Source organism: Providencia sp. PROV208 (assembly GCF_028479465.1).
Taxonomy (GTDB): domain Bacteria; phylum Pseudomonadota; class Gammaproteobacteria; order Enterobacterales; family Enterobacteriaceae; genus Providencia; species Providencia alcalifaciens.
Genome location: NZ_JAMPNS010000004.1, coordinates 151766 through 174741, shown reverse-complemented (window position 1 = coordinate 174741; position 22976 = coordinate 151766). Strand labels below are relative to the sequence as shown.

Below are 22976 nucleotides of genomic sequence, written 5' to 3'. Positions count from 1 at the left end.
AGATATCGCAGCCAATGACGTCACTGTATGAAGATGCACTCTATGAAGACCCGATGCTTGCCCGCTTCTATGATCTAGACAATAGTTTGCAACGGACAGATTATGCGGTCTACCTTAACCGTGCATCTTCTGCACAGCATATTTTAGATTTAGGCTGCGGTACTGGCACGTTACTCACCGCCATTGCGGAGCAATATCCACATACTACTTTGGTCGGTGTCGATCCCGCGCAAGCGATGTTGGATATTGCTCAACAAAAAACAAGTCGCGTTCGTTGGGTAAACAGTACTGCCGAAAAGCTCAATCTGGACATGAAATTTGATTTGATCATTTTATCTGGTCACGCTTTTCAAGTTTTTTTGACTCAAGAACAACGAATTTCCGCATTGCAAGCCATGCAGCGACATCTCACTGCCGATGGCACGATTGTATTTGATAGCCGCAACCCAGCGGTTGAAGAGTGGAGAGAGTGGACGCCTGAATTATCTCGTGAATCCCTCACGACCCAAGAATTTGGCGAAGTCACTCTTTGGAATGATGTTGCTGAGCTGAATGGCATTGTCCGCTATCAAACATTCTACCAACAAGGTGAGAATGGCCCGATATTCCGTGCTGAATCGGATATTGCCTTTCCGACACTCAGCGACATTGCTCAGGCCGTTGAATTTTGTGGTTTACGTGTTCGTTATCTTTACGGTGACTGGCAGTTGAATGCTTTTCAAGAGAACTCCCCTGAAATGGTGTTTACGCTTGAGCATGCCAGCCCTTCTTCGGTGAGCTCATAATGGCCAACTTAATAATCAATCACGACCCGCTCGTCATTGAACCTTTAGAGGAAGCAAGCATTGATAGTGCTAACACGCTATTTTATGAAGCCTTTTCCTCTAAATTTAAAACCATTAGCGATATGCCAGAAGCCCAGCGTCAGGGGGTGTTATCTCTATTTTGGCAGCGCGGTCTGAGTGACCCCTATGATAGGCACTTTCAGGTTAAATTAAATGGCAATCTAGTCGCAGTTTATGGTATCACTTACGGCGTAAAACGCGTTCAAGAACAAGCACCTACTCCCGTTTCATTAATGCAAATCCTGCGTAAAGCGGGCTTCTTCCGCTTTATGAAGATCAGCCGCATTTTTCAGTTATTTGTACACAGACCAAGACCAGATACCGCCTACCTTTCTTACTTATGTGTCGATAACAAGTTACGAGGTATGGGAATTGGTAATCGCGTGTTAGATCACATTGAAAACCAAGTAGCCGCAGATCCTAAGCTCACCCGAGTTTCTTTGTATGTATCTGATTTGAATACCAAGGCAAGAGAACTTTATTTACGCCGTGGTTATACCGATGAGAAATATGAAACGTCTCGCACCACATTACGCTATATGGATATTTATGGATGGCACTATATGGTACGAGAATTAACTGAATGACATAAAAACAAAAAAGCACTGACGATATTCTCGTTCAGTGCTTTTTTATTTTTCAATCTGGCGAGATTATCACCGATTGAAATTTGAAGAATCAATTAGTGAACACGATTTTCGGACTCATCATCCCCTTCGTCGTCACCGTCTTCATCATCATATTCTGCGTCTGGATCTTCAAAATAGGTGCCCCAACCATCGTAGTTCACACCCATTTTTTCGGCTAATTTCATTAACTGTTCAACTTGTGCGTCGATCAGTTCTGCATTTAGCGCACTTTCACTGATGACATCGCAACACATCAGGGTTTCACCTGTTTCAATTTCCAGTTCTTCCGCATCAGTGACTTCATAGCCCAGTTTGAATGCTTCAACAGCCGCTTTTTCTAACAATTCAAAATTGTTTGCAGAAAAGTGATGCTCAATTGCATACAGCGCATCAGGATCACTTCCATCTTCCAGTAACTCTTCAATGATCAGGCGAGTTTCTTCGTACTGCGCATCAAATTCAGCTTTATCTACCATCTCCACACCCCTTATTCCGTGATATTAGTCTCTGGCTCATTCTCCCATAGGGTCAAGAGTGAAACCATACCTAATAAAATAATTTCTTTTGCATGAGGGGTTGATTTTGAATTTTTATGACTATAAATTGAATATTAATTCAATTATAAAAGGCTGTAATTTATGAACCCCCTACACGGAAAGCATTTTTTAAGATTATTAGATTTCACCTCTAACGATATTCATGCATTATTAAAACTCTCCGCTTGGCTAAAATTAGCCAAAAAATCTGGTACAGAGCCACCTTTATTAGCCGGTAAGAATTTTGCGCTGATCTTCGAGAAAGATTCCACACGGACGCGCTGCGCATTTGAAGTCGGCGCTTTCGACCAAGGGGCAAGAGTTACCTATCTTGGGCCATCCGGTAGCCAAATCGGGCACAAGGAGACCATGAAAGACACCGCCAGAGTATTGGGTCGGATGTACGATGGCGTGCAATATCGGGGTTATGCACAAAGCACCGTCGAAACATTAGCGCAGCATGCGGGAGTGCCTGTCTGGAATGGATTAACTAACGAATTCCATCCCACACAGTTATTAGCCGATTTGCTTACCATTCAAGAACATAAACCCAATACCCCACTTTCACAAATTAAATTTGCTTACTTAGGGGATGCACGCAATAACATGGGAAATTCAATGTTAGAAGCAGCGGCATTAACAGGCATGGAGCTGCGTTTAGTGGCACCAAAAAGCTGCTGGCCAGAGACTGAATTAGTTGCAGAGTGCCAGAAAATCGCTAAAACCACTGGCGGAAAAATCATTCTGACGGAAAACGTGGCAGAAGGCGTTAAAGACGCAGATTTTCTGTATACCGATGTGTGGGTTTCGATGGGAGAACCTAAAGAAGTCTGGGCGCAACGCATTGCTTTAATGAAACCGTACCAAGTGAATATGGACGTGATCAAACTGACGGGTAACCCAGACATGAAATTCTTACACTGCCTGCCGGCATTTCATAATGAAGACACTACATTAGGCGCTCAGCTTGCCAAAGAGTTTAATCTTTATGGTGGACTGGAAGTGACGGAAGAGGTGTTTGAATCCCCTTACAGCATCGTCTTCGACCAAGCGGAAAACCGCCTGCATACCATTAAAGCGGTGATGGTGGCGACGCTCGCCCCTGAATTACCAATAAATATACTCTAAATTCATCGACCAAGTAGGCGACCCTACTTGGTCAAACTAACCTGAAACTTATGGCTTCTCACCGTTTGCCAGTCTGCCGTTGATTTCGTCAATCACTCGAGGAAGATCGGACAAGGTATCAATCACATAATGGGCGCCCGCCGCATACAGTTTGTCCGCAGCTTGCTGACGTAATGGAGAAATATCTTCTTGGCTCATGCCTTGATATTCATCCCATGTTTTACCAAATTCATTACCTGAAATCGCTAATCCAATGCTCCACATTCCCGCATTGCGCCCCTCTTCAATTCCCGGTACGGCATCATCCACTTTCACACAATGGGAGACGGAATTGACCGCCAGTTCAATCACATTTTGCAGCGCCATCCACGGCCCTGGACGTCCGCCAGCTGCTAAATCATCACTGGCAATCCAGTAATCGGGTTGATACCCCAATGTGGCCGCCGCTGGAACCAACTTTTCCATCACTGCTCTTGGGTAGCCTGAACAGGAACCAATTTTAACTCCTTGCCCACGCAGCGTTGTAATCGTGCTAACAACCCCATCAATCGGCGCTGCAAAATCAACCACTTTAGCAATCTGTAACGGCATAAAAGTTTGGTAAATAGCATCGATATCTTCGCTGGTCATTGAGCGTCCAAACCTTGCCTGCCACATCGCATCAATCTCTGGTAGTTTTCCTAACGCTTCAATATGCTGCCATTTACCTAACCCCATCGGGATACGGGCTTGAGCCAAGGTGATATCAATATCGAATGCGGATTTAAACGCCTCAATAAAAATTTGAGTGGGGGCGAATGAGCCGAAATCTACCGTCGTTCCCGCCCAATCTAAAATAACAGCTTCAATACGGTTCATCATTAATCCTTCTTTTCCCAATACATCGCATTTTTTATCGCAACCAATAAGGCATCGATATGATGCGGATACACTTCACCAATATTACCAATGCGGAAACAATCGCTCTTCGAAACTTTACCCGGATAGATTACAAAGCCTTGTACTTTGAGCTGCTGATAAAATTGGTTGAACTGATAATCTTCGGCATCTGGCGAATAAAATGCCGTGATAATCGGCGATTGTTGGCTATCATCTAATAATGTGCGAAAGCCCAATTGGCGCATACCTTCCACCAGCTTGCGCTGATTCTGTTGATAACGCTGGAAACGAGCGTTCACGCCGCCTTCTTGCACCAGTTCCTTCAATGCTTGTGCAAAAGCCAAAACAGTGTGCGTAGGGGAAGTAAAACGCCATTTGCCATGGAACTGCTCCATACAGTGCCACTGGGCATAGAGATCAAGTGAAAGCGAGCGAGAGCGCCCTGCGCATTTCTCCAGCTCACAAGTGCGAGCAATCACAAACCCAAAACCCGGCACCCCTTGAATACACTTGTTGGCCGAGCTGATCAGAAAATCAATATTCAGCGCCCCCACATCCAGAGGGATCCCCCCAAAGCTACTCATCGCATCCACGATATAGCGTTTTTGATACCGCTTAGCTAATTCGGCGACTCGCTCAATTGGATTCAAAATACCCGTAGTCGTTTCGCAGTGCACCATAGCGATATGACTAATTTGGCTATCTTGTTGGAGTAGTTGCTCAATCTGTGACACATCAGGTAACGCCACTTCTCCACAATCATAAACATGATGGGAAATACCCATTAATTGCGCCATTTCAGCCATTCGGGCACCATAAGCGCCATTACTCACAATCAAGATTTTATCTTGAGGCTCTAGCACTGAACCCAGTACAGCTTCGACTGCATAGCTGCCACTTCCTTGGAGTAACACACTGGTATACCCCGCTTGGGTTGTCGCCAATTCCACCAGCTGTTGGCGAATACGCTGCACCACGCCTAAGTTATAGTCATCGTCCCATGTGCAGCTATCAAATAGCATCGCCTCTTTTACCGTTTGCGACGTGGTCAAAGGTCCCGGTGTTAACAGCAGATATTGATTCATTGTCATTTAAATTCACCATTGGTCTATACCAGATTAATATTATAATGACGGCAGATGAACAAGAAGGTCAAAGGAAAAGACGCCCTGCAACAAAAAATTCATATTGGCGTGTATAATGGATAAAAAATTTTGCGACGAAAAACGGATACATTATCGATGGATGAACAGCCGCAGTACCTCCTCATCAAAGCGCAATTACAAGCAAGAATTCAGAGCGGCGCACTGAAAAGTGGCGATAAACTGCCCTCTGAGCGAGAGCTTTGTACCATTTTTAATACCACCCGTGTGACTATCAGAGAAAGCTTGGCACAACTGGAATCCAGTGGCGCAATTTACCGTTCTGAGCGCCGAGGCTGGTTTGTGACGCCCGAGCGTTTATGGCTCGACCCAACGCAAAATACTAATTTTCATAAACTGTGTTTAGAGCAAGGCCGCCAACCAAAAACTACGCTGTTAGAGGGCAATGTTGTGACTGTCCCCGTAGAGGCAATGGCGCCGCTGCAATTACAACCTTTTGAACAAATTTATCTGCTCACTCGCCTACGCTATGCAGATGACCGCCCCGTTTGTTACTCGGAAAACCACTGTCTTCCTGCTCGTGTTCCTGAGTTATTAAGCCACGATCTCAATGGCAGTCTCACCGAAGTGTATGAGCATCAATATGGGCTGATTTATACCAGTATGCATTTGTCTTTTTATCCAACAGCAATGCCACCGCAAGCCGCCAGTGCACTCGGCGTTGCAGTGGGTCGCCCCGCACTGTTACTGCAACGTTTAAACTACGATCAATATGGGCGTATTCTGGATTATGATGTGGAATATTGGCGTCATGATAGCCTGCGTATTGAGGTTGATACTCTCTGATCTTCATTCTTAAAAATAAATTTTTGGTTTCTCGAGCAATTTCATTTTTCTGTCACATAAACCCGTTAGCGTAAAAAACACTGGTATATACCAGATAAATTTAACGACTAACTGGAGATCTGGAGATGAAACGTAAAATGAAGCCTACCCCTCTTGCCGTATTGCTTCTTGCAGCCCTAGGTTCGACCTCGGTTTGTGCCGCCCCTGTCGTCACGGTTTACTCCGCAGATGGTCTTCATGATGGCAACAACAGCTGGTATCAGTCTCAGTTTGATGCCTTTACCCAGCAAACTGGGATTAAAGTGCAGTATGTCGAAGGGGGTTCCGGTGCCATCGTTGAGCGCCTAGCCAAAGAGCGTACTAACCCACAAGCGGACGTGCTTGTCACCGTCCCCCCGTTTATCCAACGCGCTGCCAAAACCGAATTACTGGCAAAATTCACACCAGAGTCTGCGGTAAGCATTCCTAACTCAACCGAGTATTACACCCCCATTGTCAATAACTACCTGACCTTTATCTATAATGACAAACTGCTAAAAAACCCTCCAGCAACGTGGAATGAACTTCTTGATGCCCGTTTTAAAAATAAGCTGCAATACTCCACACCAGGGCAAGCAGGTGATGGCACCGCTGTTATGCTGCAAGTGTTCCATAGCTTTGGTGGCAAAGATGCAGGGTTTAATTACCTCGGTAAGCTACAAGCTAATAACGTCGGTCCATCTGCCTCAACAGGAAAACTCACCGCATTAGTCAATAAAGGTGAACTGTACGTTGCAAACGGCGATTTACAGATGAACCTTTCCCAAATGGAACGCAATCCAAACGTCAAAATCTTCTGGCCAGCCGATGAAAAAGGCGAACGCAGCGCGCTGGTTCTACCTTATGTGGTTGGCTTAGTAAACAACGGTCCTGAAACTGAAAATGGCAAAAAACTGATTAATTTCCTGTTAGACAAACAAGCCCAAAGTCACGTTAGTGAACTGTCATGGGGAATGCCTGTACGCTCAGACCTGACACCAAACGATCCGCAATTCCACAAAGCCACCGAAACCCTCAAGGGTGTGAAAACTTGGCAACCAAATTGGGATGAAGTTGAAATATCCCTCTCGGATGATATCAGCCGTTGGCACAAAGTCACCGAAAGCGAGTGAGCGGGTTATGTTGATGAAAAGAAATAAAGAAACTCCAAGTCAGCGCACTGAGCATTCCGGCATTGTGCTGGAATCTCTGCGGGTTTCTTACCATAACAATGTGGTGCTTAAACCGTTATCCTTAACTATTGAGCCGGGTGAAATATTGGTACTTATTGGACCTTCAGGCTCCGGGAAAACCACCGTGTTACGGTCCATTGCAGGTTTCGCACAACCGGATAGCGGACGCATTTTAATGGGTGATACGGATATTACCCAGCTTCCGCCTTATCAACGCGGATTGGGCATGGTAGTGCAGAACTACGCCCTTTTTCCTCATATGAAAGTCGAGGATAATGTTGCCTTTGGTCTGCGCGCTCAAAAACAGCCTAAAGCACTAATTAAAGAGCGAGTGGCTGAAGCATTAAACATTGTCGGCATGAGCGACTATGCCGCCCGTTACCCGCATCAGTTATCTGGCGGTCAGCAACAACGCGTCGCTATCGCCCGTGCGATTGCTGTGCGACCCAGAGTGCTTTTGCTTGATGAGCCGTTATCCGCTCTCGATGCCCAGATTCGCCATAATATGGTGGAAGAAATTGCGAGACTACATCGTGAACTTCCTGAGCTCACGATTTTGTACGTCACTCATGATCAAACCGAAGCCCTCGCGCTGGGGGATAAGATTGGCATCATGAAAGATGGCTACTTGGTGGCTCACGGGGAGAAAAATGCACTGTACCATCGCCCACCGAATCGCTTTGCTGCTGAGTTTTTAGGACGCGCCAATATTCTGTCGGCGACTGCTTTGGGCTTTTCCTCCGTACCTGCTCAAGTCAGTGTGAGCTGTGGCGGTACGCTCATTGAGGCACAAACTCAAGGTATGCAGAACAACAGCCACAAATTAATCTGTATTCGCCCACAGCATATTAGCCTCACCCCGCGAGCAGATACCTCAAACCAGCTACACGCCACTTTGCGATCTATCCGCTGGCAGGGGGATATTACCCATTTATTGTGTGATGTCGCAGGGGAGAATGTCACGGTCGCTGTTACCCATTTATCCCCGTTACCGCAAGCAGGCGATAAACTCACGCTGTGGTTTTCTCCTTCTGATACTGTGTTGATTGAGGAATAATATGTCGGTTATTCACCTGTCTAAGCCATCATCCATAAACCTAAAACCGTTTTATTGGATAGCACCACCGCTGCTCGTTCTAGCGACGTTATTTTTCTACCCGCTGATGCTGATTGGCGAGCAAGCCATTCAGAGTCCCACTGGTGGCGTAAGCTTAGAAACGTTCTGGCAAGTAATTGAATCTCATCGGTTTATTAGCGGGCTATTCAATACGCTACAAATTGCCTTTTTTGCCACTCTCGGGTGCTTAGTGCTTGGCTCGGTATTATCGCTGATTTTGGTGTTTATTCCGTTTCCCGGAAGCCGTTTTATTACCCAAGTCATTGATACTTTTATCGCACTGCCGACATTTCTGATCACCCTCGCGTTTACCTTTATTTATGGTTCGGCGGGGTTACTCAATGGCACATTAATGGCGCTGTTTGATTTTGAACTGCCTCCTGTGGACTTTTTATACTCGATTAATGGCGTGATTCTGGCGGAGATCACCGTCTTTACTCCGCTCGTGATGCGCCCGCTAATGGCAGCGCTGCGCCAAATCGATAAAAGCCAGTTAGAAGCTGCCAGTATTTTAGGGGCGCACCCTGCCCGCGTTATCAGCCAAGTGATTTTTCCTGCGGCACTTCCTGCATTACTCGCAGGCGGCAGCCTGTGTTTACTGCTGACCACCAACGAATTTGGCATCGTGCTGTTTATCGGGGCAAAAGGAGTAAATACCTTGCCGATGATGGTCTACAGCAAAGCCATTTTGGAATCTGACTACAGCGTCGCGTGCATGATAGCGTTAATTAATATTTTGCTGTCTGTGGGACTCTTTAGCCTGTATCGCATGGCAACAACCCGTTTCGGAGTGAAAAAATAACCATGTTAATTTGGTCTAAAACTGGGCGAGCCATTTCAACCGCCATCGCCATCACGCTATTTTCTTGCCTATTTTTGCTGCCATTAGTGATGATTCTCATGTCCAGCTTTAGCCAGCAATGGAATGGTATTTTGCCCTCCGGCTTTACCTTCGAACACTTTGTGAATGCGTTTCGGGGTCCAGCATGGGAAGCCATTTTATCCAGCCTGATTATCGGCTTTTGCGCCAGTCTGTTTGCACTGTTTTGCGGTCTGTGGGCAGCCCTAGCCTTACGTCGCCATAGTGCCAAAGTACAAAAATATCTGGGTATTGTGTTCTATTTGCCGAGTGCTATTCCTTCGGTGTCGATAGGTTTAGGGATCTTAGTGGCATTTAGCCAAGGCTATTTGCAAATGAATGGGACGTTCTGGATTGTTTTTTCCGCTCATTTTGTTCTGATTTCAGCGTTCACCTTCAGCAATGTCTCCACTGGGTTAACCCGCATTTCCGCTGATATTGAAAATGTGGCATTCAGTTTAGGGGCTTCTCCGTGGTATCGCTTGTGCCATGTCACCCTGCCGCTATTAATGCCGTGGATGATTTCCGCAGTCGCCTTGAGCCTATCTTTGTCCCTCGGCGAACTGGGTGCCACCATGATGCTGTATCCCCCAGGTTGGGCGACATTGCCAGTGTCTATTTTCAGCCTGACCGACCGTGGAAATATCGCCGATGGCTCTGCCTTGACTATCGTCCTCGTCGCTATCACGCTGTTATTAATGATGAAGTTGGAGAGAGTGGCAAAGAGATTGGGGCAAAGGTAAGGTAAAGTGGTCTTAGTTGATGCAAAGGTGCATTAAATACCAGCAATCTCTCAATGTTAACAAAAAGCATGCGATAGCAGTCAATAAATGTTAACTTAACCTAAATTTATTAATTTAGCATTAGTTAATTATTTATTTCATGGAGTAGAAATCGCATGGATCAGCCCTCTAAATCAGAAGGATGCAATTTTTGTCAGCGTCGAGGATTGCCTATCTTACCTGTTCGTCCAGCCATTATGTCGCAACAAGATGTTCTCCCTGTTATGCCCAATCATATTCAGGCTCCCGTTCTTGCTCAAGGTGAAACTGCTTATACATTAAGGTTATTACGCCCAGGATATCTCAATATTTGGGATGAAAGGGGAAATTCATGGATTAACTATTTTGTCACCGTGAATGGATTTTATTATCCCTTACCAGAGAATGGTGAAGTGCCGGAAATGATACAAAATGGGACAATCAAGCCTTGTATCACTGAGCCACTAGAATTAGCTCGAGCTTCATTAGTGACATTACCCGTATTTCCCCCACCAATGAAAAATGGATTGTTTTGGTTCTCTTGGTCTGAAGTCGAATGGACTGAAGCCGTGCGCAAGAAACATGAAGATAAAGCCTATCGTGAACGATATATGCAATGTTTTGATTTAGACAAATGGATAATGAATGGGCAGGAAAATCAAACATTATCCATTAATCTACTTCAGGATGTGGTGGCTGAATATAGTTATCAATCCCAGAATAATGACATTAAAAAATGGTCGCCTTTAATCTGGGAAAGTATGCACGCAATGAAAGGATTATCTTTAAAACAAGCTGCGAATGATTTGATGGCAGAAAAGGGAGCAATTATCGCATTGAATGATGCTCCTGCGGTTGTTCAAGATTTAGCCGCGCTAATGAACTACCGTCTTGAACATAATTTTGAGCGGCATCCAAAATATGAGCGTGGATTAGCGCTCTCGGCATCTTTAGCGATGATGAAAGAGGCGATGTGCACCCAGTATGAGCGTGACAGAGTCGGTGAAGGGATATTATTCGAAAAAACAGCGAGAGACGGAATCGCAGTTAAAAATGGGACAATGTTGCCATCATTAGCCGCTCTTCAAGCTAACACCATACATAATGTTGTGGACCAATCACTAAAAATCCAAGTTGAACAGTATTGGGCTAAGTATGAAAAATATATTGATAGAGAAAAACAAGCCGCCTTTCTAGAGGATTATAATAAAGCGCTATCAATATACGACCAAGCTGTCCTTAGTCCTATGGTAACCCTATATTTGACTTACTTTACGGGTCAAAGCTTACTTGATTATTTCGACCATAATTTTGATCAGCAAAATATCCAGAGTGGAATGTTATTTACACAATCTATTTTAGACTGCATTGAAGGAATGCAAGATAAATTGGACGTTAAGCGCGTTTTCCAAGAGCAATTAACCCATTTTAAAATGTCGGAACAGAATCTGCTTCTGCGAGCTGCATTATTAAATCAACAGAGTTGGATTAAATGTATTGATGATGCAGTATCCTCTTCTGGTGGTGCTTATGATGACCTACCTTGGGATAAGGCCTGGGATGGATTTAAAGATATTAGTAACCATTATTTACTTCAAATTCAGTTAGTCTCTGAGAAATTCTTTAACGCATTAAGTAGTCAATTACTTGGTGTTTTGAATAAGGCTGTCAATAAAACCCCCTTACCAATACTGGTTGCTATATCTGCCATGAATGGCAAAAAACTCTTTCCTATCAATTATATTGGTGAGCGCAAGCATTTCCTCACAAATGCAGTAGAACAAATGGCATCCATGACGGATTTAGATAATAAAGCCTCTCATTCACGGCTCCGGCATTATTTAGAAATTGAAGAGCGCCGCGAACGAATCACCGGATTACAGTTCGAAGGAAAACAAGAAGGTCGTTTTTTCGCAGCCATTGATATTAAAGAAGCCGAGCTATCAAAAAGTACACCGCCTCTTGAGCGCCCTCAGGTTGCGGTCAAGGCATTTCGCTCCGCCGAAGACGTCAAAAATATTGCATTTCCTAAAGAATGGCGAACAAAGTTAGCGCTAGCGAAAGGAAAAACAATCAATAAATTAGCCAATGATACCGCCCAATCACTTCCTTTTGCAGGATGTATGTTTTCTGTGACGCTACAAGTTCACGTGTTATGGACAACCACGCAAGATGCAATGAAAGGGCAAGTGAACAATACGGAAGCAGTGACTAAATTTATTGCAAATATTATTTCAGCCGGAGGCGCGCTGTTAGATGCGGCTGAGCGAGTTATTTTTAAATTTCGCACATTACGCATCAGTGCTCGGATACGGTTTAGTTATGGGGCAGTTCGGCTGAAAAACATAAAGAATTCTCTTAAAAGCACAATACGATTCTGTGCCTGGTTTGGTGCTGTCGCCGTCGCATGGGATTTTTATCATGCATATGATGAGTTTAGTAATAAAGAAAACTATGTCTTGGGCTCGTTTTATATAGCATCTGCACTTGGTGGAAGTGTTTTATTTGCAGCATCATTAAACTCTTCAGTGTTGGCTTTCCTTGGTCCTATAGGATTACTTATTGCAATTACTTTAGTGTTTGGAGCCGCAATTTTTATTGCTGCCTATAGTAAAGACGATATTCAAAAATGGCTATCAGCCAGCTTGTGGCGAAAAATCCCCGAGAGAGAACAAAATCAGGGGGAAATCCCCGTTATCTGGATGGACCGGCAGATGGAAATGAGCGAACTAAGTAAGATTATTGGCTATACCGAGGATAATGTGTAATGGCAAAGAAAAATCGTGTAGGTGTATTAAGCTCATTTACGATTAACCGACCTTTAAATCGTCGAGAAAAACAGCACCATTATCGCCAAGGGCGAGTCAAAAAACACGGCGGTGAAGCTGCGGTAATGAATTTCGACACTGTCATCACCATGAATTCGACCTATTTGGAAGTGGTGGATAATGATTACGAAAAAATCGGGCAGCTATCATCCCTTCTGATGGTATTTGCCATAATGTTTATAACTTTTCTGATAGCTATAATTGTCGGAACTATCACGCATATTAATTCATTAGTACCTTTAGTTATTTCTTGTGTGATGGTGATTCCAGCCATAATTTTATTAATTAAGTTTATTTTGCTTGAATGGTTTCGTAAAACGCATTATCCCGTGCGCTTTAACCGTCAAAAACAGTTGGTGCATGTCTATCAAACCAACAATCAAATCCTCACCCTTCCATGGAAAGATATCTATTTCACCACCTATGAGTGGCGAAATAATGTCAACTTAGTGGGGCATATTCTCGATAAGGATGGCGAAACGGTACTGAATACGTTTGGGTTCGGCTACTGGGGAGATAAATTAGAACTCGACCACTATTGGGAGTTTATTCGCTGTTATATGGAAGAGGATTGTCTTGAAGAGCTCGCAGACACAGTGACGCTATGCCCGCCTATTGCCAATAAAAAAGAGAGCTATGTTTTTGGCTTGCAGTACATCATAAAAATGGAATCCCGCTTAGCGTGGATTTTCATCATTTTTATGTTACCTATCTATTTTATGGAAAGCCTTGCCCGCTTTATTGCCATGCAAACCAGTAAAATGCCTCAGTGGTCGCAAGAAGTACTCGATGATTGTATTGTCAGCCCAAATGACCCGATACAGGTAGATGCCCGTATTAATCCACCGCATTTATGGCGTTATGTGCTAGCGAATGAGCCACTGGATATCTATCAAGCCCGCTATGATAAACAGCAATCAGCGAACCAGCGCATTAAGCATAAATTGGAAAAGCATAAAATAGACTAAACCAAAAATTTTTTCATTTTTCTGTTCGCAAACGCTTGCGTCATTGTGTCACACGCGTATAATGCGCCACAATTTGCCGGGAGAAACCATGAACGCTGCTGCTCTATTTTTGAAAGAGAACACCGACACCGCACTGCCATCACGCGGTCAGGACAGCCTGTTTTTCCCCGCCGTATTGATAAAAAAGCCCCTCAATGAGGGGCTTTTTTTTGGCCTACTAGATAGCAAGTCTTGCTGATACAGGAGAATCACGATGCCGAATCCGTTATATCACCGCGACATAATCTCTATTAACGATTTAGATAAAACCGATCTTGAATTAGTTCTCAAAGTTGCCGCTTCATTAAAGCAGCAACCGCAACCTGAGTTTCTCAAACATCAAGTGATCGCCAGCTGTTTCTTTGAGGCGTCAACGCGTACCCGCTTATCATTCGAAACGGCCATTCATCGTTTAGGGGCTTCCGTAGTCGGCTTCTCCGATAGCGCTAATACCTCATTAGGTAAAAAAGGTGAGACTCTTGCAGATACTATTTCCGTTATCAGCCAGTATGTTGATGCGATTGTGATGCGCCACCCGCAAGAAGGTGCAGCTCGCTTAGCCTGCCAATTTTCAGGGACAGTCCCAATTATCAACGCTGGCGATGGCTCTAACCAGCATCCAACGCAAACCCTGTTAGACCTGTTTACTATCCAAGAAACTCAAGGTCGCTTAGAGAACCTGAAAATCGCGATGGTCGGTGACCTGAAATATGGCAGAACGGTGCATTCACTGACTCAAGCGCTATCGAAGTTTGAAGGTAATCACTTCTACTTTATTTCCCCAGAAGTGCTGTCGATGCCACCTCATATCCTGAATATTCTGGATGAAAAAGGGGCCACTTACAGCCTGCATAACAATGTTGATGATGTCATTCCAGAAGTGGATATTTTGTATATGACTCGCGTTCAAAAAGAGCGTTTAGACCCATCAGAATACGCCAATGTCAAAGCTCAGTTCATCCTGCGAGCCCAAGACCTGCACAACGCTAAAGACAATTTAAAAGTGCTGCACCCGCTACCACGCATTGATGAAATTACCGTGGATGTCGATAGCACTCCTTACGCGTATTATTTTCAGCAAGCAGGCAATGGAATCTACGCGCGCCAAGCGCTGCTGTCTCTGGTATTAAATAAAGAACTGGCAATCTGAGGAGAACACCATGACACACGACCATAAATTACAAGTTGAAGCCATCCGTTGCGGCACTGTCATCGACCATATCCCTGCTCAAATTGGATTCAAATTGCTAAAGCTGTTTAAGCTCACCAAAACCGATGAGCGCATCACTATTGGGCTGAATTTACCCTCCAGCAATATGGGCAAAAAAGACATTATCAAAATCGAAAATACCTTTTTAACCCCAGAACAAGCCAACCAATTGGCGATGTATGCGCCAGAAGCTACCGTTAATCGTATCGAAGATTATCAAGTGGTGGAAAAATTAGACCTGAAATTACCAGAACAAATCGACAGCGTGCTGGTGTGCCCTAATAGCAACTGTATTAGCCATAATGAGCCAGTTTCCAGCAGCTTCCGCATTAAACAACGAGCAAAACATGTGGCATTAACCTGCAAATTCTGTGAAAAAGAGTTCGATAGAGACGCCGTGATCAATAATCAGTAAGGTATTTAGGCGTAGACTGCGTCTTTGTATGGATGCCGTTCCGTGTCTATAATAGCGTCCAAACCCTTTTTTACGTGATAAACGGAGAAACTATGTCATACGAAATCAGCACTGAAAATGCACCAGCCGCTATTGGTCCTTACGTTCAAGGCGTCGATTTAGGCAGTATGGTTATGACCTCAGGTCAAATTCCTGTTGATCCAAAAACCGGTAATGTACCTGAAGATATCGCAGCACAAACCCGTCAATCACTGGCGAACGTGAAAGCGATTTTAGAAAAAGCAGGTTTGGGCGTTGCCAATATCGTAAAAACGACCGTTTTTGTGAAAGATTTAAATGACTTCGCTACCGTTAATGCCACTTATGAAGAATTTTTCAAACAACATAATGCGCCATTCCCAGCGCGTTCTTGTGTTGAAGTGGCTCGCTTGCCAAAAGATGTGAAAATCGAAATCGAAGCTATCGCGGTGCGTAAATAGTTTTATTCAGTTTCAGATTGTCAGTCTGATAGCCTGCTAACACATTGTCAGCAGGCTTTTTTTATTAGCTTCATTCTAAATATACTTATCAACTTTCAGGTTATTCACTGTATCTCAAGGCGATTTTCTTCTCTTCGTCACGTTTTGCCACGATAGCCCCTTGGATATATCCGCCACCTAACCTTATGGCTCACTAAATTATCGAACGCATAATTTAATTACTGCCTGCACTTTTGATATTCATACAAATTATTTTTTTCCTTGTTTTAAATCAAATTACCGTCAGCTAAAAAAAGGCAATATCCTACATATTGTGCTTTAATTAATTCACCAGACACTACATGTAGTAAAAATTCACATTTCTTTCACAGGGATGCCCCATACTGATAAAAGATAATGGACGCTATCGCCAGTCCTGTGAGGGAATTAATAAGGAGTAAGACAGTGAAAACGGTGGTTATAAAACGAGATGGTTGTCAGGTCAATTTTGATCTCCCGCGCATTCAAGAAGCTGTGCGACGTGCAGCTGCAGCGGTAGATGTCAAAGATGATGATTATTGTCTGCAAGTGGCTACGGTTGTTTCTGAACAACTGTGTCATCGAGAAAAAGTGGATATCGCCGAAATCCAAGATGCTGTCGAAAACCAGCTGATGTCTGGACCTTATAAAGATCTGGCACGTGCCTATATTGAGTATCGTCATGATAGAGATAGCGAACGCGAAAAGCGCAGCCAACTGACTCACGAAATCCGCGGATTAATTGAGCAAAGTAACCTATCTTTACTCAATGAAAATGCGAATAAAGACAGTAAAGTCATCCCGACTCAACGAGACTTATTGGCAGGGATCGTCGCTAAACATTACGCGAAACAACACATTTTACCTCGCGATGTCGTTCTAGCTCATGAAAAAGGTGAAATTCACTATCATGATCTCGACTATGCCCCATTTTTCCCTATGTTCAACTGCATGCTCATCGACCTTGATGGTATGTTAACCAATGGGTTTAAAATGGGAAATGCTGAAATTGAGCCACCAAAATCCATTTCGACTGCCACTGCCGTTACAGCACAAATTATCGCTCAAGTTGCTAGCCATATTTATGGCGGTACCACTATCAACCGAATTGATGAAATTTTGGCGCCTTACGTGGCTATCAGCCATGAAAAACACCTAAAAGTCGCCAAAGAGTGGGGAATTGCTGATGCCGAGGCTTATGCCCAAAGTCGCACTGAAAAAGAGTGTTACGATGCTTTCCAGTCCTTAGAGTATGAAGTGAATACACTGCATACCGCAAATGGGCAAACCCCCTTCGTCACCTTTGGCTTTGGGTTAGGCACATCCCAAGAAGCGCGACTTATCCAGCAATCTATTCTCAAAAACCGCATTGCGGGACTGGGCAAAAACCGTAAAACCGCCGTTTTCCCAAAACTCGTGTTTGCCATCAAAGATGGATTGAACCACAAATACGGTGATCCTAACTACGACATCAAACAGTTAGCCTTAGAATGCGCCAGCAAACGTATGTATCCAGACATCCTCAATTACGATCGCGTGGTTGATGTCACGGGCTCCTTTAAAACACCGATGGGCTGTCGCAGTTTCTTGGGCGTCTATGAAGAAGATGGCAAACAAATCCATGATGGTCGCAACAACCTCGGTGTCATCAGCCTAAACTTACCGCGAATTGCGCTGGAAGCCCAAGGTAACGAAGATGCATTCTGGGCACTACTTGATGAGCGTTTAGCTATCGCTAAAAAAGCGCTGATGACTCGCATTGCTCGCTTAGAAAATGTCAAAGCCCGTGTCGCACCTATTTTATACATGGAAGGCGCCTGTGGCGTTCGCTTAAAAGCCAATGATAGCGTGGCCGAAATTTTCAAACATGGGCGTGCTTCTATCTCATTAGGCTATATTGGATTACACGAAACTATCAATGCCCTATTTGGCATCGATACCCATGTGTATGACAGTGAGCAATTACGCGAAAAAGCCGTGGCTATCGTAAACCGTCTGCGCCAAGCTACCGATGACTGGAAAGAGCAGACAGGCTATGGCTTCAGCTTATACAGCACGCCGAGTGAAAACCTATGTGACCGTTTCTGCCGCTTAGATACTGCCGAATTTGGCGTCGTGGATGGCGTGACAGACAAAGGCTACTACACCAACAGCTTCCACTTAGATGTCGAAAAACAGGTAAATCCTTACGATAAAATCGATTTTGAGCAGCCGTACCCAGCACTCGCTAACGGCGGTTTTATCTGTTACGGCGAATACCCGAATTTACAGCACAACCTCAAAGCTCTTGAGGATGTATGGGATTACAGCTATCAGCATGTTCCTTACTACGGGACGAATACCCCTATCGATGAATGCTATGACTGTGGTTTTTCTGGGGAGTTTTCTTGTACGAGCAAGGGCTTTACCTGCCCAGCTTGCGGCAACCACGATACTAACCGTGTTTCGGTGATCCGCCGCGTATGTGGCTATTTAGGTAGCCCAGATGCACGACCATTTAATGCGGGTAAACAAGAAGAAGTGAAGCGCCGTATCAAACACTTAGGAAATGGTCAGCTTGGTTAATGAACGCATAGGTTAACTTCGGACAAATGGTATGAATTATCACCAATATTATCCTGTGGATGTAGTTAATGGACCCGGTACACGCTGCACACTGTTTGTCGCAGGGTGTGTCCACCAATGCCGCGGCTGCTATAACCAAAGTACGTGGCGAGTGGACTCTGGCATTCCCTTTACCCAAAAAATGGAAGACCAAATTATCCAAGACTTGCAGGATACGCGTATTCGCCGACAAGGACTTTCTCTCTCAGGAGGCGATCCTTTGCATCCCGCTAATTTGCCAGCCATCTTGCGGTTGGTGAAGCGAGTGAAAGCCGTCTGCCCAGACAAAGATATCTGGATGTGGACAGGCTATAAACTTGATGAGCTAACACTGGAACAGCAGAAAGTCGTCAGCTTTGTGAATACGCTGATTGATGGAAAGTTTGAACAGGAACTGTATGACCCCGCGCTGTTATGGCGCGGTAGCAGCAACCAAGTCATTCATCGGCTACGTTAAATATCTTGCGACCAATGGAGTTTGGTACCAAACCCTAATGTGTTATCCACCATTTTCACTGTCTGTAACTGGAGCTGCCACATCGGCAGCTTCGCCTCTATGGCAATAGGGAATCGCTGGCAATAAAATGCTTTCTGCGCATCAGCCTCTTCACCGTCAAATTGGCGAATTTCCCCAACAAATTGAACACCTTGAATTTTGCCCACTTGCTTAGTTTGTGCAGAGATCGTTCCTGCGACACGAGGGTTTGCTTGCATGAGCTGACCATGTTGTGAATCTGGGGATGTCATGAAAATTAAACGCATATTTTGGCGATCAAACGCGTAGTAGCAACTGGCAGCCCAAATATCATCTTGGTAGGAGGTAAACAGGGAAAAAACGTGTTGGCGAGCAATATAGCGCTGGATATGTAGTAAGGTGCTTTCGGGTGTCATTGCGAATGTCCATGTTAGACCGTTCAGAACACGCCCATAAAGATGGCTGGGCGTGCTTAAGCTGTTCTGAACGTTATCTGTACTTAGTTCGCACTACTATAACTTACTCATTCGAATTGCACCTAACATAAGGTTCTATATCAGCAATGCTAGCACTCGAAGCTACTGCTCAAAATCGACCATACTTCCCTTCTAGTTCCTCTTCTCCTCCTCGCTTTTACTCTAAATAATTCGAGTTGTAGCTAGGCGGCAAGCGAACGAGTCGCTAGGAGCATACACTAGTATGTGACTAGTGGGAGTGAACGCAGCCAACAACGCTGCGGCTCGAAGTATGACGAGTAAATCTGACGAGTAGAATTATTTGTAGATTGCTGCTGTACCACTCATCTCATTCTCACCGCTTGCAGAAATCACACGGAAAGATTTTGCGCCAGCTTCATCAGCTTTTTTGGCTAATTGTGCAGTCAGGTCATTGACGCCAGCAGCACCACTTACAGTCACATAACCCGCAGCAGGCTCACTAGATTGTCTAACTTCTTCAGCCGCCATTGAACCAAATGATACAGCACCTAAAGCTAAAGCAGCAGCAAATAATGTTGATTTTTTCATGGTAAACTTCCTCATTGTATGTTTGAAATTAACAGGGGTTTTTCGTGTTTCCCTGTGATATGGATCATACTATGCGCTTTATTTAGAGATGAAAATTAGCTAATTTTGCTATAGTTATTCAAATTTTTTGAATGCAAACCTATATTGAGGTTGCAAATTTGTGACAGCTTTATATCATTTTTTATTTATAATTTAGTATGTTATAAACATTAATGTTCACGAGAAAATTCGCTGCAAGCCAACTGAATTTCCCTTATAAATCAGCACAGAATGCTAAATTTAATCGCAAGAAAAACGAAATGACATCGCGTAATTGGTCGCTTTACTTGATTCGGCAAAAAAATAACGCCTTATATTGTGGGATTACTACGGATGTTCCGCGGCGATTTAAACAACATGAATCGGGGATAGGGGCTAAAGCGTTAAAAGGCAAAGCCCCTTTAACGTTAGTGTTTCATTGTACAGCAGGGGATCGCGCTGAGGCGTCTCGGTTAGAATATCGTGTCAAACAGTTGAGTAAACAGGCAAAAGAAAGGCTGGTCATTGACCAGCCTGATGATTTGCAACATTATTTAGCGGCTTACACGCTATCAAAGTGCGATGAGTAAGTGACTTCGCCTTTATGTTGGTCAATCGCGCCATTTTCGAGTCCATAGACTAAAAAGTGTTTTTGCAAGCTTGGCCATTGGCAACGCAAATCATGATTTGAAGCGGGTTCAAAACCAAAACGTCCGTAATAGCCTTCATCGCCTAATACCACAACAGCACCATAACCAAACTCGTTGAGGCTATCTAACCCCTCATAGACCAGTTTTTCCGCAATACCTTGGCTTTGGTACTCTTTTTTGACGGCTAATGGCGCGAGTCCCACCCATTGAACATCTTCACCATTGACATCGACAGGTGTAAAACCAACATAACCAATCACTTCACCGTCATCGTTGGTTGCTACGACACCGAGGGTTAATAGCCCATCTTCACGAAGATGCTGAACAAGATCAGCCTCCCCTTCAGTGGGAAACGTTTCACGCAATAGCGTGTCGATACCCATGGCATCAACCGGAATTTCTACACGGATTAGCATGAAGTTAACGCTGGCGTTTTATGCTCTGCGTCCTCATTGTCTTGTACAGTTTTAATCACATCAGCGAGTTGCAGTAAGCCGAAACGCAATGGTGCTGGCATATTTTCAAGTTCAAAGGCATCCATTAAGTTTTTAACGTATAAACCTAATTCAGTATCCCCTTCAATGACCAAGCGGCGCTGGAAAAAGAGCGTATCTGGATCCTCTTTACGTGCCGCGATCAATACGAGGTCATTCGCATTGCCGCTGACACTCACATCAGGTTCAGCCTGTTTTTGAACCACCAGCTGACCCTCTTGTAAGCTGATAAACCAAACCAGCTCTAAATCCCGAACCTCAACTTTCAGCCATTTCCCTTCCAGAAAATCGAGTTCGCCTTCTTTGACAGACTCACGAAACTGCCAACTTAATAGTTGTTCGAGTATTTGACGCTGTACGACAAATGGGGTCACTTTCAAAGGAAACTTCAAAAATGAAGGACCTTGGGTGATCAGTTGAGAACGAATTTTACCAAACACAGTGCTAACTCCCGTATCAATTATCTGTCCATTGGGCATTGCTACTGGATAAGTAGCCGCTTGGGCAATTTTAATACCTATAATGTGGACGATTATAGATAACATTGATGTGTAGATATAAAGATATACAGAGATATATCGCCATTTATCCGATATATGGACATATTTTGCCAAAAAATAACGTGATGATACCGATCCTATATCAATCTTTATCCATCTCGCCAATATTTATTTTCAATAATTCCTACACTTTTATAATAGTCACGAAATAATCATCTTGCCTGCAACATTCCAAGCTTCTCTGCGCTAAATCAAAACCTCAATCTGACCTGTTGACTAGAATGACCAATTGCTAAATTTTTATACAGAGACAACGCGAATGGAATTACTCTGCCCAGCTGGGAATTTACCTGCCTTGAAAGCGGCCGTTGATAATGGTGCCGATGCGGTGTACATCGGTCTAAAAAATGATACCAACGCACGTCATTTTGCAGGATTGAATTTTACAGAAAAAAATCTGCATGAAGCAGAACGTTATATTCATCAACGTAAACGTAAATTACATATCGCAATTAACACGTTTGCCCACCCTGATGGCTATCAACGTTGGCAGAACTCCGTGGATTTAGCGGCTGATTTAGGCGCGGATGCACTGATCCTCGCCGATATTGCGATATTAGAATATGCCGCCAATAAATACCCGCATATTGAACGCCATGTCTCTGTACAGGCATCCGCCACGAATACTGAAGCTATCCGTTTCTATGAACGCAATTTCCAAGTTCACCGCGTGGTGCTACCTCGCGTACTGTCGATTCACCAAGTGAAGCAACTCGCCAAAACCAGCCCAGTTCCCTTAGAAGTGTTTGCTTTTGGCAGCCTGTGTATCATGGCTGAAGGTCGCTGCTACCTTTCTTCCTATCTCACAGGGGAGTCACCTAATACTGTTGGAGCTTGCTCTCCCGCCCGTTTTGTTCGCTGGCAGCACACTGATAAGGGTATGGAGTCGCGTTTAAATGAGGTACTGATTGACAGCTACCAGAAAAATGAAAATGCGGGTTATCCAACGCTGTGTAAAGGGCGCTATTTAGTGGATGACCATAAATACCATGTTCTGGAAGAGCCCACCAGCCTCAACACGATTGAGCTATTACCAGAGCTAATGCGCGCCAATATTGCGTCAGTGAAAATTGAAGGACGCCAACGCAGCCCCGCCTATGTAACTCAAGTCACTAAAATTTGGCGTCAGGCAATTAACCGTTATAAAACCAATCCCGAGGGTTTTGTAACCGATCCTAGATGGCTTAAAGCCCTTGGTGACCTTTCTGAAGGCAGTCAAACAACCCTTGGCGCTTATCATCGTAAATGGCAGTAACGGATGCGCATTATTCACCAGCAT

At 44.3% G+C, this 22976-nt stretch carries 25 protein-coding genes; 18 read left to right on the top strand and 7 right to left on the bottom strand.

Going from position 1 to position 22976, the window contains the following annotated elements; genetic code table 11:
* Positions 1-14: 14 nt before the first annotated feature.
* Together PR766_RS04200 and PR766_RS04195 are read left to right on the top strand one after the other, a co-directional pair.
* Complete coding sequence (locus tag PR766_RS04200) at positions 15-785, top strand: class I SAM-dependent methyltransferase (RefSeq protein WP_036967627.1); 771 nt, start codon at positions 15-17, stop codon at positions 783-785.
* Positions 785-1432, top strand: a complete 648-nt coding sequence (locus PR766_RS04195; protein ID WP_006662436.1) for a GNAT family N-acetyltransferase — start codon at positions 785-787, stop codon at positions 1430-1432. The genes PR766_RS04200 and PR766_RS04195 overlap by 1 nt, the downstream gene beginning before the upstream one ends.
* A gap of 95 nt (positions 1433-1527) precedes the next feature.
* On the opposite strand, the gene rraB is transcribed toward PR766_RS04195, so the two are convergent.
* Complete coding sequence (gene rraB / locus PR766_RS04190; RefSeq protein ID WP_006657925.1) at positions 1528-1950, bottom strand: ribonuclease E inhibitor RraB; 423 nt, start codon at positions 1948-1950, stop codon at positions 1528-1530.
* Between the two features lie 162 nt (positions 1951-2112).
* Between rraB and argF the strand changes: the two genes are divergently transcribed.
* Entirely contained in the window at positions 2113-3138 is a 1026-nt protein-coding gene (gene argF / locus PR766_RS04185) for an ornithine carbamoyltransferase (protein ID WP_154636281.1), read from the top strand.
* A 48-nt stretch (positions 3139-3186) separates the two neighbouring features.
* Here the strand turns inward: argF and phnX are convergent, their stop codons facing one another.
* Together phnX and phnW are read right to left on the bottom strand one after the other, a co-directional pair.
* Complete coding sequence (gene phnX, locus PR766_RS04180; protein ID WP_006662434.1) at positions 3187-3996, bottom strand: phosphonoacetaldehyde hydrolase; 810 nt, start codon at positions 3994-3996, stop codon at positions 3187-3189.
* 2 nt (positions 3997-3998) lie between these two features.
* A complete protein-coding gene (gene phnW, locus PR766_RS04175; RefSeq protein ID WP_036978229.1) occupies positions 3999-5108 on the bottom strand; it encodes a 2-aminoethylphosphonate--pyruvate transaminase in 1110 nt (369 codons plus the stop codon).
* Positions 5109-5258: 150 nt separating this feature from the next.
* On the opposite strand from phnW, the gene phnR reads away from it, so the two are divergent.
* The 13 genes from phnR to nrdG all read left to right on the top strand — a co-directional run bounded on the left by phnR (position 5259) and on the right by nrdG (position 18932).
* Positions 5259-5966 carry a phosphonate utilization transcriptional regulator PhnR gene (phnR, locus tag PR766_RS04170; protein ID WP_006662432.1) on the top strand — a complete coding sequence of 236 codons (708 nt, stop codon included), beginning with the start codon at positions 5259-5261 and terminating at the stop codon, positions 5964-5966.
* A 137-nt stretch (positions 5967-6103) separates the two neighbouring features.
* Entirely contained in the window at positions 6104-7117 is a 1014-nt protein-coding gene (locus tag PR766_RS04165) for a 2-aminoethylphosphonate ABC transporter substrate-binding protein (RefSeq protein ID WP_154636311.1), read from the top strand.
* 7 nt (positions 7118-7124) lie between these two features.
* Complete coding sequence (phnT, locus tag PR766_RS04160; protein ID WP_006657931.1) at positions 7125-8234, top strand: 2-aminoethylphosphonate ABC transport system ATP-binding subunit PhnT; 1110 nt, start codon at positions 7125-7127, stop codon at positions 8232-8234.
* 1 nt (position 8235) lies between these two features.
* The gene (gene phnU, locus PR766_RS04155; RefSeq protein WP_154636282.1) at positions 8236-9096 is read left to right on the top strand and encodes a 2-aminoethylphosphonate ABC transporter permease subunit; all 861 of its coding nucleotides are present in this window, start codon (positions 8236-8238) and stop codon (positions 9094-9096) included.
* Positions 9097-9098: 2 nt separating this feature from the next.
* Entirely contained in the window at positions 9099-9896 is a 798-nt protein-coding gene (gene phnV, locus PR766_RS04150; RefSeq protein WP_006657933.1) for a 2-aminoethylphosphonate ABC transport system, membrane component PhnV, read from the top strand.
* A gap of 155 nt (positions 9897-10051) precedes the next feature.
* Positions 10052-12682, top strand: a complete 2631-nt coding sequence (locus PR766_RS04145) for a T6SS effector BTH_I2691 family protein (protein ID WP_154636283.1) — start codon at positions 10052-10054, stop codon at positions 12680-12682.
* Complete coding sequence (locus PR766_RS04140; RefSeq protein ID WP_154636284.1) at positions 12682-13710, top strand: DUF6708 domain-containing protein; 1029 nt, start codon at positions 12682-12684, stop codon at positions 13708-13710. The genes PR766_RS04145 and PR766_RS04140 overlap by 1 nt, the downstream gene beginning before the upstream one ends.
* Before the next feature lie 88 nt (positions 13711-13798).
* A complete protein-coding gene (locus PR766_RS04135; protein WP_179896887.1) occupies positions 13799-13948 on the top strand; it encodes a hypothetical protein in 150 nt (49 codons plus the stop codon).
* Positions 13949-13963: 15 nt separating this feature from the next.
* Complete coding sequence (pyrB, locus tag PR766_RS04130; protein WP_036967632.1) at positions 13964-14899, top strand: aspartate carbamoyltransferase; 936 nt, start codon at positions 13964-13966, stop codon at positions 14897-14899.
* Positions 14900-14909: 10 nt separating this feature from the next.
* A complete protein-coding gene (gene pyrI / locus PR766_RS04125) occupies positions 14910-15374 on the top strand; it encodes an aspartate carbamoyltransferase regulatory subunit (RefSeq protein WP_006657936.1) in 465 nt (154 codons plus the stop codon).
* A gap of 92 nt (positions 15375-15466) precedes the next feature.
* On the top strand, positions 15467-15853 hold the full coding sequence (ridA, locus tag PR766_RS04120) for a 2-iminobutanoate/2-iminopropanoate deaminase (RefSeq protein WP_006662427.1): 387 nt from the start codon (positions 15467-15469) through the stop codon (positions 15851-15853).
* 444 nt (positions 15854-16297) lie between these two features.
* Positions 16298-18436, top strand: coding sequence for an anaerobic ribonucleoside-triphosphate reductase (gene nrdD, locus PR766_RS04115; RefSeq protein WP_230086804.1), 2139 nt, complete (start codon positions 16298-16300; stop codon positions 18434-18436).
* A 31-nt stretch (positions 18437-18467) separates the two neighbouring features.
* The gene (gene nrdG / locus PR766_RS04110) at positions 18468-18932 is read left to right on the top strand and encodes an anaerobic ribonucleoside-triphosphate reductase-activating protein (protein WP_036963274.1); all 465 of its coding nucleotides are present in this window, start codon (positions 18468-18470) and stop codon (positions 18930-18932) included.
* Here the strand turns inward: nrdG and PR766_RS04105 are convergent.
* Together PR766_RS04105 and PR766_RS04100 are read right to left on the bottom strand one after the other, a co-directional pair.
* On the bottom strand, positions 18929-19366 hold the full coding sequence (locus PR766_RS04105; protein WP_154601388.1) for a YhbP family protein: 438 nt from the start codon (positions 19364-19366) through the stop codon (positions 18929-18931). The genes nrdG and PR766_RS04105 overlap by 4 nt on opposite strands.
* Before the next feature lie 357 nt (positions 19367-19723).
* Positions 19724-19975, bottom strand: coding sequence for a DUF1471 domain-containing protein (locus PR766_RS04100; protein WP_006662423.1), 252 nt, complete (start codon positions 19973-19975; stop codon positions 19724-19726).
* 299 nt (positions 19976-20274) lie between these two features.
* Between PR766_RS04100 and PR766_RS04095 the strand changes: the two genes are divergently transcribed.
* Positions 20275-20583, top strand: coding sequence for a GIY-YIG nuclease family protein (locus PR766_RS04095; RefSeq protein ID WP_006662422.1), 309 nt, complete (start codon positions 20275-20277; stop codon positions 20581-20583).
* Here the strand turns inward: PR766_RS04095 and PR766_RS04090 are convergent.
* Positions 20556-21059 carry a GNAT family N-acetyltransferase gene (locus tag PR766_RS04090; RefSeq protein ID WP_006657943.1) on the bottom strand — a complete coding sequence of 168 codons (504 nt, stop codon included), beginning with the start codon at positions 21057-21059 and terminating at the stop codon, positions 20556-20558. The two genes, PR766_RS04095 and PR766_RS04090, sit on opposite strands and share 28 nt — an antisense overlap.
* Positions 21053-21577: a ubiquinone anaerobic biosynthesis accessory factor UbiT gene (ubiT, locus tag PR766_RS04085; protein ID WP_006662421.1), complete on the bottom strand. Its 525-nt coding sequence runs from the start codon at positions 21575-21577 to the stop codon at positions 21053-21055. Before ubiT ends, PR766_RS04090 begins: the two co-directional genes overlap by 7 nt.
* A gap of 379 nt (positions 21578-21956) precedes the next feature.
* Between ubiT and ubiU the strand changes: the two genes are divergently transcribed.
* Entirely contained in the window at positions 21957-22952 is a 996-nt protein-coding gene (ubiU, locus tag PR766_RS04080) for a ubiquinone anaerobic biosynthesis protein UbiU (RefSeq protein ID WP_006657945.1), read from the top strand.
* Positions 22953-22976 lie beyond the last annotated feature (24 nt).

What these genes read in the sequence shown, in the direction of transcription:
- ridA (WP_006662427.1), top strand. Translation starts at nt 15,467, where the DNA reads ATGTCATACGAAATCAGCACTGAAAATGCACCAGCCGCTATTGGTCCT.
- phnX (WP_006662434.1), bottom strand. Translation starts at nt 3,996, where the DNA reads ATGAACCGTATTGAAGCTGTTATTTTAGATTGGGCGGGAACGACGGTA.
- PR766_RS04135 (WP_179896887.1), top strand. Translation starts at nt 13,799, where the DNA reads ATGAACGCTGCTGCTCTATTTTTGAAAGAGAACACCGACACCGCACTG.
- PR766_RS04095 (WP_006662422.1), top strand. Translation starts at nt 20,275, where the DNA reads ATGACATCGCGTAATTGGTCGCTTTACTTGATTCGGCAAAAAAATAAC.
- phnV (WP_006657933.1), top strand. Translation starts at nt 9,099, where the DNA reads ATGTTAATTTGGTCTAAAACTGGGCGAGCCATTTCAACCGCCATCGCC.
- PR766_RS04195 (WP_006662436.1), top strand. Translation starts at nt 785, where the DNA reads ATGGCCAACTTAATAATCAATCACGACCCGCTCGTCATTGAACCTTTA.
- PR766_RS04145 (WP_154636283.1), top strand. Translation starts at nt 10,052, where the DNA reads ATGGATCAGCCCTCTAAATCAGAAGGATGCAATTTTTGTCAGCGTCGA.
- phnW (WP_036978229.1), bottom strand. Translation starts at nt 5,108, where the DNA reads ATGACAATGAATCAATATCTGCTGTTAACACCGGGACCTTTGACCACG.
- pyrB (WP_036967632.1), top strand. Translation starts at nt 13,964, where the DNA reads ATGCCGAATCCGTTATATCACCGCGACATAATCTCTATTAACGATTTA.
- PR766_RS04105 (WP_154601388.1), bottom strand. Translation starts at nt 19,366, where the DNA reads ATGACACCCGAAAGCACCTTACTACATATCCAGCGCTATATTGCTCGC.
- PR766_RS04100 (WP_006662423.1), bottom strand. Translation starts at nt 19,975, where the DNA reads ATGAAAAAATCAACATTATTTGCTGCTGCTTTAGCTTTAGGTGCTGTA.
- rraB (WP_006657925.1), bottom strand. Translation starts at nt 1,950, where the DNA reads ATGGTAGATAAAGCTGAATTTGATGCGCAGTACGAAGAAACTCGCCTG.
- phnT (WP_006657931.1), top strand. Translation starts at nt 7,125, where the DNA reads ATGTTGATGAAAAGAAATAAAGAAACTCCAAGTCAGCGCACTGAGCAT.
- ubiU (WP_006657945.1), top strand. Translation starts at nt 21,957, where the DNA reads ATGGAATTACTCTGCCCAGCTGGGAATTTACCTGCCTTGAAAGCGGCC.
- PR766_RS04140 (WP_154636284.1), top strand. Translation starts at nt 12,682, where the DNA reads ATGGCAAAGAAAAATCGTGTAGGTGTATTAAGCTCATTTACGATTAAC.
- PR766_RS04090 (WP_006657943.1), bottom strand. Translation starts at nt 21,059, where the DNA reads ATGCTAATCCGTGTAGAAATTCCGGTTGATGCCATGGGTATCGACACG.
- nrdG (WP_036963274.1), top strand. Translation starts at nt 18,468, where the DNA reads ATGAATTATCACCAATATTATCCTGTGGATGTAGTTAATGGACCCGGT.
- phnR (WP_006662432.1), top strand. Translation starts at nt 5,259, where the DNA reads ATGGATGAACAGCCGCAGTACCTCCTCATCAAAGCGCAATTACAAGCA.
- PR766_RS04165 (WP_154636311.1), top strand. Translation starts at nt 6,104, where the DNA reads ATGAAGCCTACCCCTCTTGCCGTATTGCTTCTTGCAGCCCTAGGTTCG.
- phnU (WP_154636282.1), top strand. Translation starts at nt 8,236, where the DNA reads ATGTCGGTTATTCACCTGTCTAAGCCATCATCCATAAACCTAAAACCG.
- pyrI (WP_006657936.1), top strand. Translation starts at nt 14,910, where the DNA reads ATGACACACGACCATAAATTACAAGTTGAAGCCATCCGTTGCGGCACT.
- PR766_RS04200 (WP_036967627.1), top strand. Translation starts at nt 15, where the DNA reads ATGACGTCACTGTATGAAGATGCACTCTATGAAGACCCGATGCTTGCC.
- argF (WP_154636281.1), top strand. Translation starts at nt 2,113, where the DNA reads ATGAACCCCCTACACGGAAAGCATTTTTTAAGATTATTAGATTTCACC.